Below are 17,191 nucleotides of genomic sequence, written 5' to 3' on the forward strand. Positions count from 1 at the left end.
ACGAATACGTTTCAAGGGATTGGACCGACGTATTAATAATATGATTGTGGTAGGTGAACAGCTAATGTCAGAAGTTGAGCAGCATGATAAGAAGCCGAAAAAGAACAAGAAGCCCGGAGGAATTAAAGAGAAAAAGGAAAAACCTTCGGCATCAACAGGGATACATACTGCCAAGTCGTTCTTTTCAACCGTGGGAACGGCTATAAGCCGGATGCCGATGAACCCGGCGAAATCCGTCGGAATTCGGTTGTTCCTGATCTTTTTGTCAGCTATTGTATTTTTTGTTATCGTCTTGGGGTATCTGTCGTACGATAAGGCGAAGAGCACGATTGAGAAGAATGCTGCGAACGGCAATCAGCAGACGATCATTCAAACCTCTGAGAAAATCGACATCATTCTGGAGAAGTATGAGAATGCCGGTAGATCAATCTTCTATGACATTGAATTGCAGAAGTTATTGTCTGAATACACGGATAAAAAGTTAAGCGATTACGATTCGTTTACGGTGGAGCGCAGCATTCGCGATAAACTATCCAATCAGATTACATCGGATTCGTCGATCAGAGCCATTTATCTGATTCCTACCAAGGGAGAGAAGATCATATCGGCAGGTCAAACCTCGGAATCTTCGAAAACCGTCCTTGAGCAAAGCTGGTATGCCGAACTGAAGGAAGGCAACAAGAAGATAATATGGCTGCCAACGATGCAGAACAGCGGAGCTCCATATTTCACGATTGCCCGTTCTTTGGGGTCTATGAATGATCTGAATTCAACGTATGTCGTTATGTTTGAACTTAACGCCTCGGTACTGGATACGCAGCTGAAGGGAATCAACCTGGGCGAGAACGGCCAACTGCAATTGATCAGTCCGGAAGGCATCGTTGTCTCTTCCAGCGAGTCATCTATTGTGGGTTCGGAAACCGCCTGGACGTTTGCGAAGGAGTTTCCGGAGGACTCCAGAACGGATAACGTAAGAACCAAGGATGAGAACGGAAGTCAGGTTCTGGCGGTGTACAATACGCTCAGCACGAACGATTGGAAACTCGTAGGTTCTGTCCAAACCAGCGAGCTCACGAAGGATGCGTCAAGCATCCTGGTCATCACGCTTATCGTGGCTGCCATCGACGTTATTTTTGCCATTCTGATCGGGATTTGGATGGTAAGAATGATTGCCCGTCCATTAGGCAAGCTTAACCTGTTGATGAAGGAAGGCGCCAAAGGCAATTTGAATGTTCGTACAGATCATAAGAGCCAAGACGAAATCGGTCAGCTCTCCGCAAGCTTTAACGATATGATGGAGCAGATTACCGGACTCGTTCAGCAAACGAGCAATACCGCTCAGGAAGTGCTTAGAACGGCTACCGAGTTAAGCGATGCCTCGAAGAAGACGGCTATTTCCGCCAAAGAAATTGCCGTAGCTACCGAGGAAATTGCCAACGGTGCCAGCAGTCTGGCGGTTGAAGCCGAACGCGGCAGCGATCTGACCAACAACATCTCGAAGCAGATGCAAATTGTCGTTTCCGCCAACGAAGAGATGGGCAAATCGGCCCGTCACGTGGAAAGCGCGAGTGAGCTTGGAACGAAGCATTTGAGTGACTTGCTGGATAAGACCCATCAGACCGAAGATATGACCCGCTCGATGATGCATAAGGTCGATGGCTTGAAGGAGACGACTTCATCGGTTGTCAAAGTGCTTGACGTCCTTCAGAACATTACGAAGCAAACGAACATCCTCTCATTGAATGCAACCATCGAAGCGGCCCGTGCTGGGGCGGCTGGTAAAGGCTTTATGGTCGTGGCCGATGAAATTCGCCAGTTGGCAGACCAATCCAGGCAGTCCATCGATATGGTCAGCCAGATTACAGATCGCATCATGACCGAGATGAATGAAACCGTGCAGGTATTGCTGGACGCGAATCCACTCTTCAAGGGTCAGATGGATGCTGTTAAGGAAACGAACGATATCTTCGTATCCGTTCAGCAGCAGATGGTCGACTTTATTGAGTCCTTGGATTCGGTAACGCATTCGATTGATGAACTGAATGAATCTCAGAATGTACTTTCGGAAGCGATGAGTAATGTGAGTGCGGTAGCCGAAGAATCCTCTGCAACTTCGGAAGAGGTGGCTTCCCTCTCCACAGAGCAGCAAAGCGTCAGCAGTCAGCTGGTAAATCTATCATCGCAGCTGGAGAATGTATCGAATGAGCTGAAAGAGACTTTGTCCCGTTTTAGACTGTAAGATTGAATATATAATTCAAAGGCTGTTCCATCAGTTTAAGCTGATGGGGCAGCCTTTTTCAGATTACAGAATTTATAAGTTTTCAGTGGAGCGAAAGCCATTCTGTATTCGCATTTATAGGTTTTGGGGCTCCCCGCAAAGTATTTGGAATAAGGAACGAAGCATAGACTCCACTTTGTGGGGCTTTTTTTCGATATCGGATAAAAATAACTTTCAGAGGAGATGGGATTTTGGAAAAAATGCCAAGATTTCTGGAGAGCTCATTTTTGTAGAGAAGTGAACATGATTGAGTCAGGCTCCATATGGAAATAATGATGAGACATAGACCATATTGGAGGAGCAAGACATGAGGCTAATCCGAAATAAGCGAATTGCATACGGATGGCTGATACTGACGCTATTGATCGCCGTTTTGACGCTGCGTCTTGCATGGGTACAGCTTGTGATGAAGCATCAGCGGGTTCCCGGCAGCCGACATACGATGGTAGAGGCATCGCTCATACAGAGGGAGCGAGGCATTGTGCTGGATTCCGGTCGCGGACATTTTACGGATCGGAACGGAAAACCGCTCACGGGCAAGCTCATCTGGGCAGCCGTGTTGTTTCCTGCAGGCGAGAAGGAACTGAAGAGCTCCCATAATCAGTTAGTGAAGCTGGCACGTATACTGGGAACAAATAAGGATCATTTGATACAGACCTGGGGCAAGCTAAAGGAGCCTGAATTGTGGCATGGAGATAATTCGCTCATTCCTCGATCCTTAACCAAAGATCAGATTGTGCAGATTCAAGAGCTTGATCTTCCCAAACTTAAGGTTCTTCCTTATGAGCAGCGGTACGGCAATCGCCAATCGGGAATGCAGTGGCTTGGTTTTGTGTCAGGTCAGCGTAAGGAAAGCCTGTTCTTTGACGATGATCCGGAGGTTACCGGAACCAGTGGATTAGAGAAAACGATGGATTCGTTGATACGTGGGGAAGGGCCGACCATCGTCTATTTTCCGGTTAACAGCACCAATGAGGTCATTCAGGATATTAAGCCGATGGTGAAGGCGCCTGATAATCGGTACTATCCGTTAAGGGTATCCACCACGATTGATATTGATATCCAACGAGGGATTGAGGCCATAACGGAGAAAGCGGGCATGAAAGAAGGGGCGGTTGTTGTGCTGGACGCTCGAAACGCGGATATCGTGGCTATGGTCTCCAGGCCATTCTATAATCCGGAGCAGATTCACCCGAAGGATGGCCAGTGGGAGAATCGCGGATTGAAAGCAGCCACGCCAGGTTCCATCTTCAAGCTAGTCACGGCCGCGGCCATACTTGAGAATGGTTTAAGCTCTGAAAGCGAACATTTCCATTGTGATGGCGAATACGGTAAGTTCGGAATGTCCTGCTGGAAAAAGGGAGGGCATGGAACGATTGATCTTCGCGAAGGCTTCGCGGAGTCATGCAACGTCGTATTTGCTACTCTAGCGGAGAGACTGTCAGCTCAGCAAATGGCGGAGGCGGCCTCCGCGCTGGGCTTCGGGCAAACGGTAGGCTGGAAATCCCGGCAGTTTTTAGGGCTTCGTTCCTTTGCGCCATTGGATCATGAAGAGAAGGGCACGGTTTTTTCCAACTCTGTGGACACCTCTGATGCAGGTGTTAGGGTCCAGACAGGCATAGGCCAAAGGGACGCTGCCGTATCCCCGCTGCAAGCAGCCAATGCGATGGTCACGCTTCTTCATGGCGGGGTGAAGACCAAGCCCCGTATTTTGCAGCAGATCCGGTATGCTAACGGCCAGCTGCTCCAGGATACGGATCCACTAAAGGAGCGGATATCTGGAAGGAGTATTTCCCGGGAAACCTCTTCCATCCTACTCGAGTGGATGGAGGATGTCGTCGAAGAGGGAACAGGCAGCTCATTAAAAAATCGCAAATGGACTCTTGCCGGTAAATCCGGAACGGCGCAGGTAACCATAAAAGGCCGTGCCCGAAACAACCAGTGGTTTGTCGGGTACGGCCCAGTGGAGAAGCCACGTTATGCCGTGGCTGTATTGGTTGAGAATCGAAGCCCGATCAGCAGCAATCAGGCAACCGACATATTTGGTCAGGTTTCCGATTTCTTGGCTTCGGTTGAATCGGCCTCCGGCTCTGCATAAGAGCGGGACATGTCCCAAGGGGAAACCTCGAATTCTTCGCTCGGCAGCCGGATCCACTGCTTCAGATATCCCTGGGTAAGCAGTTCCTTGATGAGAATCAGAAGGATAGGAGCCAGAATCAAACCGGCAACTCCAAAAATGGACAGCGAGATCATCATAAAGGACAACATCAGAAATGCTGAGGATACGCCGATCGAGTTTCCTGTAATTTTTGGTTCAAGCAGCTGTCTGGAAATGACAACTACGGCAAGCAGTACGATCAAGCCAATGGCAAGCCCAGTGTTGCCGACGATGAACAAATAGGTAATCCACGGAATAAGAATAACGGGAACACCGAGCAGCGGCAGTACATCGAACACAGCGCAGATGAGCGCAACGGACAGGGAATTTCCCGTACCTAAGATCAGAAGTCCTATGTATACAATGACAAAGGTAATGCTGACCAGCTTCATCTGAGCTTTTAAATACGAGCCAATCGCCTTGAATACATTTTCTTTGAGGAAAAGAAAAGCCGTCTTGACGGTCTTCGGCGTTTTGTCTTTGGCGATTCTCCGCCAGCTGCCGATCTCAATGCTCAGGAAGAAAGCAAGGATGATCGCAACCCCGAAATTCGCGATGAACGAGGAGAACGACCCCATAAACCCAATGACATAATGGAAGAACGATTCGGCAGCACCCTGGGCAAAAGTGGTGATGTCCTGGAAATAACCGTTCAGACGGTCTGTCAGATCGGGTGGCAGCGCGTTGAGCTTGGTTTGGAGGAAATTCAGGCTCTCTGAAAAATGTCTCTGGATCGTTTTGGTGTAACCTGGCAAATTATCCTGCAAGTTCATGAACTGCGATACGATTAGCGCTCCGGCTCCGAACAGGATGCCTAGGATGACCAGCAGGAAGAGCAGAACGGATATCGCGGCGGCAAATGGTTTTGGCAGCCCCCTGCGGTGCAAGAATTTGGAGAAAGGCTCGATAATCAGGAAAACGAGGAAAGATAAAAACACCGGAGCCGCAATTTGGTACAGCTTGCTGAATATGAACATGATCAGGTAAACCGTAAGCACGATTAAACCTATATCGAAGGCGGTTCTCCAATATTTTTTATACAAGGGAAGCATAGTGGGATATCGGCTCCTTTATACTATATTAATTGATATCATTGTACACGATTTGTGAAAAAAAAGCCTATTTCTTTAAGTGCTATGCTAAAATAATAATAGTGGGTTCTTTAGAAAAAGAAATAAAAAGCGGGGAGTTAGCATGCAAACATTACTGCTATGGTTGTTTTACCTTTCATCTTTTTATGCATTTATTCCCGGCATCTTGACCCGGATATTTGGATTCCGAGTATTTCGCAGGGGAGCAGGCTCGAACGACTTCGCCTTAACCTTTGATGATGGTCCTGATCCCGTCTATACACCAAGACTGCTGGATCTCTTGAAGCAGCATAATATGAAGGCAACGTTTTTCCTGGTGGGTTCTCATGCCGAGAAGCATCCAGAAGTTGTAAAACGCATTCATAGTGAAGGTCATCTGATCGGGATTCATAACTATGTTCACAAGAGCAATTGGTTCATGCGGCCGGTCACCGTCCGTAATCAGGTCAAGCGCACGGATGATATTATTTATTCCATCACCGGTGAGCGCTCGAGTTATTACAGACCGCCGTGGGGAATCGTGAATTTATTCGATTTTGCCAAGAATACCGGCTGCCGCATTATCCTATGGTCGTCGATGTTTAATGATTGGCGGAGCAAGATTGGCGCTGACAAGCTGACTCAGCGAATGCTTGCCAAGCTTAACGGTGGCGAGGTTATGCTCCTTCATGACTGCGGCACGACGGTGGGGGCGAACCCCGATGCACCGGAGCAAATGCTGATCGCATTGGAACGTGTTCTGAAAGTCGCAGAGCAGAAGGGAATGAGCAGCGTCCGAATCGACGACATGATAGCGAAGGAAAGCAAAGTGAAAACGAAGAAGCTGTCTCCTCTCAAGCGTATGATCGTCTCGTTGTGGCTTCTCTGGGAAAAAGGATTTCATGCGGTGTTTGCGCTCGAAACGGTTACTCCGGCAGATCCGATGCTGCATTTCCGGAAGCGTGCTTTTACCGGTAAAACGGTCGTGATGGAAGATGGCAGCCGACTTGAAAAGGGAGACCAGGTGCTAGAACTTCATTTTGATAACAAAAAATTGTTTGAGATCGGCAGCCGCTCCCGTTCGGAAGTACAGCTCGCCATCAAAATGATTCGTGCCGTGCAAAAAGACCTGCCTTCTCTGGCTAATATGGTGCTGGAACGGCCTGAGTACAAGGATATCAAGGGTTTGTATGCTGTTACCATGATTTCACGGGGACCGGAGCAATTCGGATTTCATGTCATGGATTTACCGCGGGGACTGTTTGCAAGCTCGTCCAGACTGTATCTGAAACTGCTGCTTAGCGTCATTCATCCGAAAGGGCAGGCCCGTCTTAAAGAGGGCAGTCAGATCATGGAGCCGAGAATGCTCATGATGCCGGTGGATGTGCTGATTGGCCGTTATGCTGAGAAGAAGAATCAGGCCCAGCCTCCATCCGAGGAGCAGCAGGAAATACAACAAGAACATGTGGGTGACATGGCCGTTGCCAGTGCATCGCAGGGTATGTAATTCATCGAACCGATTGTTTACTGTCATTATGTATGGATCATCTCTCAGATGGAATTTGGATTTAAAAAAGGGGTTATCCCTGCAGGCTTACCAATGCCTGCGAGGGATAACCCCTTTGCTTTGTTTGAATTAGATTTTCAATACGCCGCCTGAGCTGGCGTTCGTAACAAGCTTCGAGTAACGAGCGAGATAACCAGTCTTCACTTTCGGTTCGAAGTCAACCCATTTGCTGCGGCGTACAGCCATTTCCTCATCGGAAACGCCCAGCAATTGAATCGTCCGGTTATTCAGGTCAAGCTCGATGATATCTCCGTCTTCAACGAAAGCGATAGGTCCGCCTTCTGCCGCTTCCGGCGAGATATGTCCGATACTGATACCGCGGGATGCGCCGGAGAAGCGTCCGTCTGTGATCAGACCGACTTTGGCCCCAAGCCCCATACCTGCGATCTGTGAAGTCGGCGCCAGCATTTCTGGCATACCAGGTCCGCCCTTCGGCCCTTCATAACGAATGACAACCACATGGCCTTCTTTAACCTTGCCGTTGGCGATGCCGCTAAGCGCTTCATCTTGCGAGTTAAAGCAGATGGCAGGTCCTTTATGGTATCCTCCAACCGATGGATCAACGGCACCGACTTTGATGATCGAACCTTCAGGAGCCAGATTACCATACAGTACGGCGAGACCACCGCGCTCGGAATATGGGGAATCGATCGGATGGATAACGTTCTGATCCTGAATTTCGCAGCCCTCTACGTTCTCGGCTAGCGTCTTGCCTGTTACGGTGATGCGATCCCCGTGCAATGCGCCAGGCTTCTTAAGAAGCTCGTGCAGAACCGCGCTTACGCCGCCTGCCAAATGCACATCCTCGATAAAGTAATCCGAAGCTGGAGCCAGCTTGGAGATGTGAGGAACGCGGTCAGCAACTTCGTTGATTCGCTCCAGCGGGTAATCGAGACCGGCTTCTTGAGCGAGAGCCAATGTATGAAGCACCGTGTTGGTGGAGCCGCCCATGGCCATATCGAGCGCAAACGCGTTATCGATGGCTTCTACGGTTACGATATCACGCGGCTTAAGGTCCATTTTTACGAGCTCCATCAATTGTTTGGCTGATTGTTTAACGAATTCTTTACGCTCTTCGGCAATGGCAAGAATGGTGCCGTTGCCCGGCAGAGCCAGACCCAGCGCTTCGGCGAGACAGTTCATGGAATTGGCGGTGAACATGCCGGAACAGGATCCGCAGGTTGGACAACCGAATTGTTCCAATTCGAGGAGCTCATCATCATTGATTTTGCCAACCTGGTGAGCGCCGACGCCTTCAAATACGGAGGTCAGTGACAATTTACGGCCTTTGCTGTCCACGCCGGCTTTCATCGGTCCGCCGCTGACAAACACCGTTGGGATGTTGACGCGCAGGGCACCCATCAGCATGCCTGGCGTGATTTTGTCACAGTTCGGGATACATACCATACCATCGAACCAGTGAGCGGATACGACAGTTTCTAGGGAGTCGGCTATGATCTCGCGGCTTGGCAGCGAGTAGCGCATGCCGATATGTCCCATGGCAATTCCGTCATCCACGCCGATGGTGTTGAATTCGAACGGAACGCCGCCGGCTTCACGGATCGCTTCTTTCACGATTTTACCGAATTCCTGAAGATGCACATGACCCGGAACGATGTCGATGTAAGAGTTACATACGGCGATGAACGGTTTGCCGAAATCTTCTTCCTTAACGCCTGCTGCACGCAGAAGGCTGCGGTGCGGCGCGCGGTCAAAGCCTTTTTTGATCATGTCTGAACGCATTTTTTTGGTTGTCATGATGTCGATTTCCCCCCAGATCTATTATAAAATTGTTGCGCTTTAGCGCGGTCTTCCGGCAAAGCAGCCGGGTACCTGTAAACAGCGAATAGGTTTTAAATGAGTCTATCACAAAAAGGTAGGTTTTTCTACATGATATTAATAGGAAGCGATGGAAAGAGGCCTGTTGTGATGGCATGCAAAGAGCCTGTTCCCATAGGGTGGGCACAGGCTCCTATTTGAGTGATGGTGCTATTTCTTGCCGCCTTTGCGGCCAATTTCCTGATAAAATTCACGATTATGATTCCGCGAGGTGGCTTCGCCGCCCTTTTGACCGATTTCCTGGTAAAACTCGCGGCTATGGTTCTTGGACGTCGCTTTGCCGCCTTTTTTGCCGATTTCCTGGTAGAATTCGCGGCTATGCTTTTTAGCGGTCGCTTCGCCGCCAAGACGTCCTGCTTCTTCGCGGGTCATCTTTCGATTGCTGCTTGTTGCCATCACAAATCACTCCTTTACCGTCGTATTTGCTATGCGTATATGTTACTTACCACGGCTCATTTGTCATGAATCAAAACATTCGACTAAAGATTGGAAAATTCCCATTTCGGATCGATTTCTGAGTCCCAGCGTTAATTCCGTTTAAATCAGAGTTTATTTCATGGTTTAATAAGAGTATGATCAAGAATAGGATAGGGAGGTTTTTTACATTGCCGTTTGTTCAAGTGAAGGGACGAACCGTTCCCTGCAAAGGGATATTGTTTGATAAAGACGGAACGCTGCTCCATTTCATGGCGCTATGGGGAGGGTGGACCGATTATGTGCTCAAGTTCATGGAGGAACGGCTGGAATTAATGGGAGCCGGCTTCACGCTGCCGAAAGAGCAGGTGCTGGGCACAAAGCATGATGCAAGCGGGCGCGTTTCGGGTTACGATCTTCAGGGTCCGCTCGCCATGGGCACCGTGGAGGAGACAAACGGGCTATTGGCTTGGCAGCTGTACGCTGCAGGAATGCCCTGGAACGAAGCGATTATGCAGGTCCATCAAATTACGAAAAACGCCATGTATGAAGTTCGTCAGCAGAAGCCGGCATTCCCGATGCCGGGGCTGGAGAATTTTCTGAAGAAGTGCAGCTTGGCTTCCGTGAAGATGGCCGTGGTTACTTCGGATGAAACCTCAAATGCCAAGGAACAGCTGGAGTGGATGGGGCTTCACGCTTCCTTTACGGCCATTTTGGGAAGAGATCAGGTTCGAAACGGCAAGCCGCACCCTGAAATGACGGAGACCGCATGCCGCCTGCTTGGGATTATGCCCGAGGAAGCGGTGGTGATCGGTGACAGCAACGCGGATATGCAAATGGCGAAGCAAGCAGGCGCCGCTCTGGCTGTGGGTTTATTGACAGATGAGGGGGAACCTGTACATCTGACAGATGCCGATGTTATCATATCCGATTATAATGAATTAGACGTGCACAGGTAGACGTGTTATTTTAAGGGCTGTACGGAGGTGTAAAAGAGTGGAGAACAGGGAAAAGATCGAGCAGTTGGCAACATGGATCGAAGCGAGCGACTACATTGTTTTTTTCGGGGGAGCCGGTACCTCCACGGAGAGCGGGATTCCTGACTTCCGTTCGGCAGCCGGACTATACCAGAGCGAGCACCAATCTCCGTATCCGCCGGAGGTCATGCTCAGCCACACTTTTTTTATGAAGCATCCGGAAGTGTTTTACGACTTTTACCGGAGCAAGATGCTTCACCCGCATGCGCAGCCGAACGGCTGTCACCGTCTATTGTCGAGACTGGAGCATGACGGTAAGCTGAAGGCGGTGGTCACGCAAAATATCGACGGTTTGCATCAGACCGCTGGATGTTCTGAGGTGTTGGAGCTTCATGGCTCTGTGCACCGCAATTATTGCATGGATTGCTCCCGGTTCTACAGCCTGCAGGATATTCTGGACATCAAGGAAATTGTCCCGCGCTGCAAGGATTGCGGAGGACTGGTGCGTCCGGATGTCGTGCTGTATGAAGAGGAATTGGACCAAAACATCATCATGCGCTCGATCCAGGAAATATCGACGGCGGATTTGTTGATTATAGGCGGGACTTCCCTGACAGTACATCCTGCTGCGAGTTTGATATCCTATTTTCATGGGAGCAAGGTGGCCTTGCTGAATGCAGACCCAACCCCTTACGATCACCGGGCAGGCCTCTTGATTGCGGATCGGATCGGTCAGGTCATGACGCAGGTGGATAAGCTGATCAGCACGTAACGGCGACAGAGGCGGCGTGCTGCTGCACCTATAACTGTAATCGTTTTCTTGTCAAAGGACGACCAAACACGATAAGATGGAATTTAGCAATGGACCTATCACTTAGAGAGGCAGGGATTGTAAGTGACCTATGTGGCTAGCGAAGACCGCTATGAAGGAATGAAGTATAACCGCGTGGGGCGATCCGGATTGAAACTTCCGGCGATCTCCCTTGGATTATGGCATAATTTCGGTGGTGTCGACACGTATGAAAACGGGCGTAATATGATTACGCGCTCCTTCGATCTGGGCATAACCCACTTCGATCTGGCGAACAATTACGGACCGCCTGCAGGCTCTGCCGAAGAGACGTTCGGTAAAGTTCTCTCAAGAGATCTTAAGGCTTACCGTGATGAAATCGTCATTTCGTCCAAAGCGGGCTACTATATGTGGCCTGGACCTTATGGTGACTTTGGATCGCGTAAATATCTGGTAGCAAGTCTCGATCAGAGCTTGAAACGAATGGGTCTGGACTATGTCGATATTTTCTATCATCATCGGATGGATCCAAAAACGCCGCTTGAGGAAACCATGGTAGCGCTAGATCATCTTGTTCGTTCAGGCAAGGCGCTTTATGTTGGAGTCTCCAATTATTCGCCAGAGAAGACGCGGGAAGCGATATCGATTCTGAAAAGCCTGGGAACTCCGCTGCTCATCCATCAGCCAAGCTACTCCATGCTGGACCGTTGGGTGGAGAATGGACTGCTCGATGTCCTGGAAGAGAACGGGGTCGGAAGCATCGCCTTCACTCCGCTTGCTCAAGGACTATTGACCAACAAATATTTGAACGGCGTGCCTGGCGATTCACGCGCCGCAAGCGCATCCGTATTCTTGAACGAGAGCAATATCACGCCTGAAGCGCTGCGCAAGATCAGAGCCTTGAACCAAATCGCTCAAGCGCGGAACCAGAGTCTCGCCCAATTTGCTCTCGCCTGGGTCCTCCGCGGCGGCCGGGTGACATCTGCCCTGATCGGGGCAAGCAAGGTGAGCCAGATCGAAGACAATGTAGCTGCCTTGAACAACCTGGAGTTCTCGAAGGAAGAGCTGGATCGCATTGAAGCGATTCTGAAAACGGAAAACACCTCTTCCGCAGAAGGATGATCATTTGCCACTAATGATTGCATGCCGAACATAACATAGATTCCAACATACATGAATGGAGCGCCTCAGGATGATTACGGACCTGACAGGCGCTCCTTTTTTCATTGAGACATATCGGACTGACGATATCATTAAAGTTAAGTTAATGCGGATGATGAGAGGATATCCTTGCGGTACCGCGTTGGGGATCGGCCGACAAGACGCTTGAACTGACGCGAGAAATAGAGTGGATCGGTGAGTCCAACGGATGCGGAAACCTGCTCGATGGACAAATCGGGGCGTTCGCGCAGCAGCCGCTTGGATTGGTCGATTCTTAATTTAAGCAGATACGTAATCGGAGTCATGCCCGTTTCCTGCTTGAAGATGCGCGACAGGTATGCGCGGTTGTAACCTAGGCTAGCGCACATTTGTTCAATCGAGACGGGATGTGCGTACTGAGAAGCCATGTAATTGATCATTTGCTTCACCGTGCGCTGAACCTGCGGTTCTGCCAGTGTTAAACGGGATGGCCGGTCACTCCGATTCATGATCTCAGCCCAGATTAAATGCAGATAACCGATGGCGGCAATATGGGAGCTTTCTTCCCTGGATTGAAAATGGCTTTGAATAAGGGACACATAGCCGGGAATCGGGTTGTTCTCCATGAGATGGAGGACAGGCTTTTCGGGTGTGAGTCCCGAACGGGATACGCCTTCGCCGGCTTGCTCTCCATCAAAGGCAACCCACCGATAACGCCAGGGCTGGCTCGCATCGGATACATAACTGACAATCTGACCGGGATGGATAAGGAAACAGTCACCGGGGCCGAGTTGATACCTGTCGGTTTCGGTTCGAAATACGCCATGTCCCGACTCGATGATATGCAATAAGTAATGATCGTATATTTTCGGCCCCAATGCATGCTCCGGCCGGGTCTGGCTCTCACCAGCGAATCGGACGTGGAGCGAACCGCTGCCTTGCTGGGCAGGATTGGAAGCAACAGAATAGGTTGGTTTCATCATTCATTTTCCTTTACAATAAGTTTGGGAAAAAGAGGAATTACGGGGACATCGTTGATTTTATGAATTCATTGTACCTCCAGAAGTCACATAAATCCATATGTAACGCACAAGATTTCATTATCGGTTAACGAGATTTCCATTATACTGAAGACAGTAAAACTACCATATGTACAGGATGGAGTGATGGCAGTGACGACGCAAAAGCTTATGGAAAGATTTATGGACAAGCACGGTGAGAACCAGCATAAGGTTCGCATATTTAACGCACCCGGTCGCGTGAACCTGATCGGGGAGCATTTGGATTATAACGGAGGTTATGTGCTTCCGGCTGCCTTGGAGTTTGGCACCACCTTGATTATAAGGCCGCGCGACGATAACAAGGTAAGCTTTTCATCCACGAATATCCCCTATGAACTAACGATCAGCCTGGATGATGATTATGGCCACAAAAGCGATCAATGGACGGATTATCCGGTCGGCGTCATAACGGAGCTAAATAAAATCGGCTGCAATCTTAGCAGCGGTTATGACCTGCTCTACCATGGAGATATCCCGAACGGCGCAGGCCTCTCGTCCTCGGCGTCCATCGAAGTGGTCACGGCTTACGCTTTCTTGAAGATGGAAGGCAAGGAGACGGATACGGTGGAGATTGCGAAGCTTTCGCAGCGGGTGGAGAACCTGTTCGTTGGCGTCAACTCCGGGATTATGGATCAATTCGCCGTAGCCAACGGCAAGCAGGATCATGCCATTCTGTTAATGTGCGATACGCTGGAGTATGAGCTGGTACCTTTCCGGACCGGAGCATACAAAATCGTGATATCGAATACCAACAAACGGCGCGGACTCGTCGATTCCAAATACAATGAACGCCGCAGCGAGTGCGACCTCGCTTTGGAAATTTTGCAGAAGGAGCTGCCGGCGTTATCGTATCTCGCTCAACTGAATCCGGATCAATTCGCAACCTTGCAGGACAGCATCCGAGATGAAACCGTCCGAAGACGTGCCCAGCATGTCGTTGAGGAAAACCAGCGTGTGCATGATTCCGTGAAGGCTTTGAAGAACGGTGATCTGGAAGCATTCGGACAATATATGAACCAGTCCCACGACTCTTTACGTTATCTGTACGAAGTAACGGGCGATGAGTTGGATGCGCTGGTGGAAGAAGCTCAGCGGATTCCAGGCACGCTGGGTTCCAGAATGACGGGAGCCGGTTTTGGAGGCTGTACGGTATCTCTCGTGCACGAGGATGCGGTGGAGCGTTTCATCACGGAAGTGGGGCAACAGTACGAAGCCAGAATTGGACTGAAGCCGGATTTCTACGTATGCGGTGTAGGTCAAGGCGTGCATGAAGTGAAGGAGGGCGAATAATATGGCTATTTTAGTAACTGGCGGTGCGGGTTATATCGGTTCTCACACCGTAGCGGAGCTCTTGGAGCAGGGGGAAGAGGTTGTTGTGATCGACAGTCTGGAGACGGGGCATCGCGAAGCGCTGCTCGACGGAAAGCTGTATGTTGGCGATTTGCGTGACAAGGCGCTGCTGAAACAGCTGTTTTCGGAAAACGACATTGATGCCGTTATCCATTTTGCCGCGAATTCACTGGTTGGCGAGAGCATGAAAGATCCGGTGAAATATTACGATAACAACGTATACGGCACGCTGTGCCTGCTGGAAGCCATGAATGAAGCGGGTGTGCGGAAGATCGTCTTCTCGTCAACGGCAGCAACCTACGGCGAGCCTGAGAAGGTGCCGATCGAGGAAACGGACCGGACGCAGCCGACGAACGTGTACGGGGAAACCAAGCTGATGATGGAACGGATGATGTCCTGGTTTGATACCGTGCTTGGCGTGAAGTATGTGTCCCTTCGTTACTTCAACGCAGCCGGCTCGCATGCCAGCGGTAAGATCGGTGAGGATCACCGGCCGGAAAGCCATCTGATTCCGCTTGTCCTGCAAACGGCTTTGAAGCAGCGCGCAAGCATCTCGGTGTTTGGCGATGATTATGCAACGCCTGACGGCACATGTGTCCGTGACTACATTCATGTCAGCGATCTTGCGAACGCGCATCTGCGCGCGGTTGAGTACCTTCGCCGCGGAGAGTCCAGCAATGTATTTAACCTCGGCAACGGACTTGGGTTTTCGGTTAAGGAGGTTATCGAGACCTCGAAGCAGGTGACGGGCGCCGACATTCCGGTTGTCATGGAAGCTCGCCGTGCCGGTGACCCTGCGGTATTGGTGGCGTCATCGGACAAAGCGCGAACGGTTCTCGGATGGACACCATCCCGAACGACGCTTGAGGAGATTATCGAGAGCGCATGGAAATGGCACAGCAACCGTCCGGACGGTTACGGTGACAATTAATCCAAGGGGGACGATGACCATGAATGCAGCAACATCAGGAACTCCCGAATCCAAGCAGGTTCTTCATGCGATTGAAATGCTGGTGCGTTTTGCACTTCATAAAGGCCTGATTCAGGCAGCCGATGCCGATTACAGCCGCAATCTGCTGCTGGAGGATTTTGGATTCAGCGAACCGTACGGCGACGAAGTGAACGACCCGATACCGGATGGGCCTCAGACTATGCTCGACATCATGATCGATTACGGCGCGGCACATGGTATGATCCCCGAGAATACCGATACGTACCGGGATCTGCTGGACGCCAAAATCATGGGCCGGCTCATGGCAAGACCTTCGGAAGTAACAGCGCAGTTCCGGGCGGTCCAGCAGGAGCAGGGGATTATTGCGGCAACCCGGCAATTTTACAATCTGTGCATCGACTCGAACTACATTCGCATGGACCGCGTAGCCAAGAACGAATACTGGCGGCATGCCAGCGCGTATGGCGATATTGAGATTACTATCAATCTTTCCAAGCCGGAGAAGAGTCCGAAGGAAATCGCCATGGCTAAGCTGCTGCCTCCGCCGGTCTATCCGAAATGCCAGCTCTGCCGGGAGAATGTCGGTTATGCAGGCAGGGTCAATCACCCTGCGCGGCAAAACCTGCGGATTATTCCGCTGGAGCTAAACGGAGAACCATGGTTCTTCCAATACTCGCCGTATGTTTACTATAACGAGCACTGTATTGTATTCCATCACGACCATGTGCCGATGAAGCTGACTAAAGCGACACTTGCCCGCCTCTTGAGCTTCGTCGATGCCTACCCGCATTATTTTCTCGGATCGAATGCGGATCTCCCGATTGTCGGGGGCTCGATTCTCACGCATGATCATTTTCAAGGGGGACGCCATACTTTCCCGATTCAGAAAGCACCGAAGGTGGCCGGATTTACGCATGGGGATTATCCGGGCGTATCCGTGGCCATTGTGAAGTGGCCGATGTCGGTTATCAGGCTATCCTCAAAGGAACGGGAATCGCTCCTTGAATGCGCGAACAGCATATACGAGGCATGGAAAATCTACAGTGATCCTTCAGCAGATATTGAAGCGTTCAGCCAAGTGGACGGAGAGCGGGTCCGCCATAATACGGTTACTCCAATTGCCCGCCGAAATGACGAGGGCATCTATGAGATGGACCTGGTTCTGAGGAACAATCGCACGAATGAGCAATATCCGGAAGGGATCTTCCATCCTCACCGGGAGATGTTCCACATCAAGAAGGAAAACATCGGCTTGATTGAAGTGATGGGCCTGGCGATCCTGCCGGGCCGACTCAAGGAAGAGCTCGATCTAATCGCCGATATCCTGGCGGGGAACGAGGAGCTTTACGCGGACAGCAAGGCCACCGACCATCCGCTTGCCATCCATGGAGATTGGATCGAGGAGCTGCGAGGACGGGGAGCATCCTCGCCGGATAAGGCCGAGGCGATCGAGCTGATTCGCCGGGAGGTCGGCCACAAATTTACGACGATTTTGGAGCATGCCGGGGTGTACAAACAGACGGCAGAAGGACAGCAGGCATTTCAGCGATTCCTGAGTCATATGGGATACGTCTCAGACAGCAAATAGATATTCA

The 17,191-nt window shown here is 50.5% G+C and carries 12 protein-coding genes and 1 pseudogene; 9 read left to right on the forward strand and 4 right to left on the reverse strand.

What is annotated here, in order from left to right; genetic code table 11:
• Positions 1 to 64: 64 nt before the first annotated feature.
• A complete protein-coding gene (locus MKY48_RS08865) occupies positions 65 to 2,239 on the forward strand; it encodes a methyl-accepting chemotaxis protein (protein WP_339271790.1) in 2,175 nt (724 codons plus the stop codon).
• Positions 2,240 to 2,585: 346 nt separating this feature from the next.
• Positions 2,586 to 4,376, forward strand: a complete 1,791-nt coding sequence (locus tag MKY48_RS08870) for a penicillin-binding protein 2 (protein WP_339292754.1) — start codon at positions 2,586 to 2,588, stop codon at positions 4,374 to 4,376.
• Here the strand turns inward: MKY48_RS08870 and MKY48_RS08875 are convergent.
• On the reverse strand, positions 4,325 to 5,488 hold the full coding sequence (locus MKY48_RS08875; RefSeq protein ID WP_339292755.1) for an AI-2E family transporter: 1,164 nt from the start codon (positions 5,486 to 5,488) through the stop codon (positions 4,325 to 4,327). The genes MKY48_RS08870 and MKY48_RS08875 overlap by 52 nt on opposite strands.
• Positions 5,489 to 5,630: 142 nt before the next feature.
• On the opposite strand from MKY48_RS08875, the gene MKY48_RS08880 reads away from it, so the two are divergent.
• The gene (locus MKY48_RS08880; protein WP_339292756.1) at positions 5,631 to 7,013 is read left to right on the forward strand and encodes a polysaccharide deacetylase family protein; all 1,383 of its coding nucleotides are present in this window, start codon (positions 5,631 to 5,633) and stop codon (positions 7,011 to 7,013) included.
• A 129-nt stretch (positions 7,014 to 7,142) separates the two neighbouring features.
• Here MKY48_RS08880 and ilvD read toward each other — a convergent pair whose 3' ends face one another.
• Positions 7,143 to 8,831 (reverse strand): dihydroxy-acid dehydratase, encoded by a 1,689-nt coding sequence (ilvD, locus tag MKY48_RS08885; RefSeq protein ID WP_076320468.1) that lies wholly within the window; start codon positions 8,829 to 8,831, stop codon positions 7,143 to 7,145.
• 237 nt (positions 8,832 to 9,068) lie between these two features.
• Positions 9,069 to 9,308, reverse strand: a pseudogene (locus tag MKY48_RS08890) (general stress protein); the annotation flags it as partial.
• Positions 9,309 to 9,517: 209 nt separating this feature from the next.
• On the opposite strand from MKY48_RS08890, the gene MKY48_RS08895 reads away from it, so the two are divergent.
• The 3 genes from MKY48_RS08895 to mgrA all read left to right on the forward strand — a co-directional run bounded on the left by MKY48_RS08895 (position 9,518) and on the right by mgrA (position 12,215).
• Entirely contained in the window at positions 9,518 to 10,285 is a 768-nt protein-coding gene (locus MKY48_RS08895; RefSeq protein ID WP_339292757.1) for an HAD family hydrolase, read from the forward strand.
• A 37-nt stretch (positions 10,286 to 10,322) separates the two neighbouring features.
• Positions 10,323 to 11,075, forward strand: coding sequence for an NAD-dependent protein deacylase (locus tag MKY48_RS08900; protein WP_339271798.1), 753 nt, complete (start codon positions 10,323 to 10,325; stop codon positions 11,073 to 11,075).
• A 123-nt stretch (positions 11,076 to 11,198) separates the two neighbouring features.
• A complete protein-coding gene (gene mgrA / locus MKY48_RS08905) occupies positions 11,199 to 12,215 on the forward strand; it encodes an L-glyceraldehyde 3-phosphate reductase (RefSeq protein WP_076320471.1) in 1,017 nt (338 codons plus the stop codon).
• Positions 12,216 to 12,352: 137 nt separating this feature from the next.
• On the opposite strand, the gene MKY48_RS08910 is transcribed toward mgrA, so the two are convergent.
• A complete protein-coding gene (locus MKY48_RS08910; RefSeq protein WP_076320472.1) occupies positions 12,353 to 13,216 on the reverse strand; it encodes an AraC family transcriptional regulator in 864 nt (287 codons plus the stop codon).
• Positions 13,217 to 13,405: 189 nt separating this feature from the next.
• Here MKY48_RS08910 and MKY48_RS08915 point away from each other — a divergent pair, with 189 nt between their 5' ends.
• The 3 genes from MKY48_RS08915 to MKY48_RS08925 are packed head-to-tail and all read left to right on the forward strand — an operon-like array spanning position 13,406 to position 17,184.
• On the forward strand, positions 13,406 to 14,584 hold the full coding sequence (locus MKY48_RS08915) for a galactokinase (protein ID WP_339293483.1): 1,179 nt from the start codon (positions 13,406 to 13,408) through the stop codon (positions 14,582 to 14,584).
• Between the two features lies 1 nt (position 14,585).
• Positions 14,586 to 15,575 carry a UDP-glucose 4-epimerase GalE gene (gene galE, locus MKY48_RS08920; protein WP_339292758.1) on the forward strand — a complete coding sequence of 330 codons (990 nt, stop codon included), beginning with the start codon at positions 14,586 to 14,588 and terminating at the stop codon, positions 15,573 to 15,575.
• A gap of 19 nt (positions 15,576 to 15,594) precedes the next feature.
• A complete protein-coding gene (locus MKY48_RS08925) occupies positions 15,595 to 17,184 on the forward strand; it encodes a UDP-glucose--hexose-1-phosphate uridylyltransferase (RefSeq protein WP_339292759.1) in 1,590 nt (529 codons plus the stop codon).
• The last annotated feature ends 7 nt before the right edge of the window (positions 17,185 to 17,191 follow it).

The sequence above is a fragment of the Paenibacillus sp. FSL W8-0187 genome, assembly GCF_037969755.1.
Lineage (GTDB): Bacteria > Bacillota > Bacilli > Paenibacillales > Paenibacillaceae > Paenibacillus_AQ.

Excerpts from the sequence above, each read along its gene's own strand:
- MKY48_RS08910 (WP_076320472.1), bottom strand. The coding sequence starts at position 13,216 with ATGATGAAACCAACCTATTCTGTTGCTTCCAATCCTGCCCAGCAAGGC.
- galE (WP_339292758.1), top strand. The coding sequence starts at position 14,586 with ATGGCTATTTTAGTAACTGGCGGTGCGGGTTATATCGGTTCTCACACC.
- MKY48_RS08870 (WP_339292754.1), top strand. The coding sequence starts at position 2,586 with ATGAGGCTAATCCGAAATAAGCGAATTGCATACGGATGGCTGATACTG.
- MKY48_RS08880 (WP_339292756.1), top strand. The coding sequence starts at position 5,631 with ATGCAAACATTACTGCTATGGTTGTTTTACCTTTCATCTTTTTATGCA.
- MKY48_RS08865 (WP_339271790.1), top strand. The coding sequence starts at position 65 with ATGTCAGAAGTTGAGCAGCATGATAAGAAGCCGAAAAAGAACAAGAAG.
- MKY48_RS08925 (WP_339292759.1), top strand. The coding sequence starts at position 15,595 with ATGAATGCAGCAACATCAGGAACTCCCGAATCCAAGCAGGTTCTTCAT.
- MKY48_RS08875 (WP_339292755.1), bottom strand. The coding sequence starts at position 5,488 with ATGCTTCCCTTGTATAAAAAATATTGGAGAACCGCCTTCGATATAGGT.
- ilvD (WP_076320468.1), bottom strand. The coding sequence starts at position 8,831 with ATGACAACCAAAAAAATGCGTTCAGACATGATCAAAAAAGGCTTTGAC.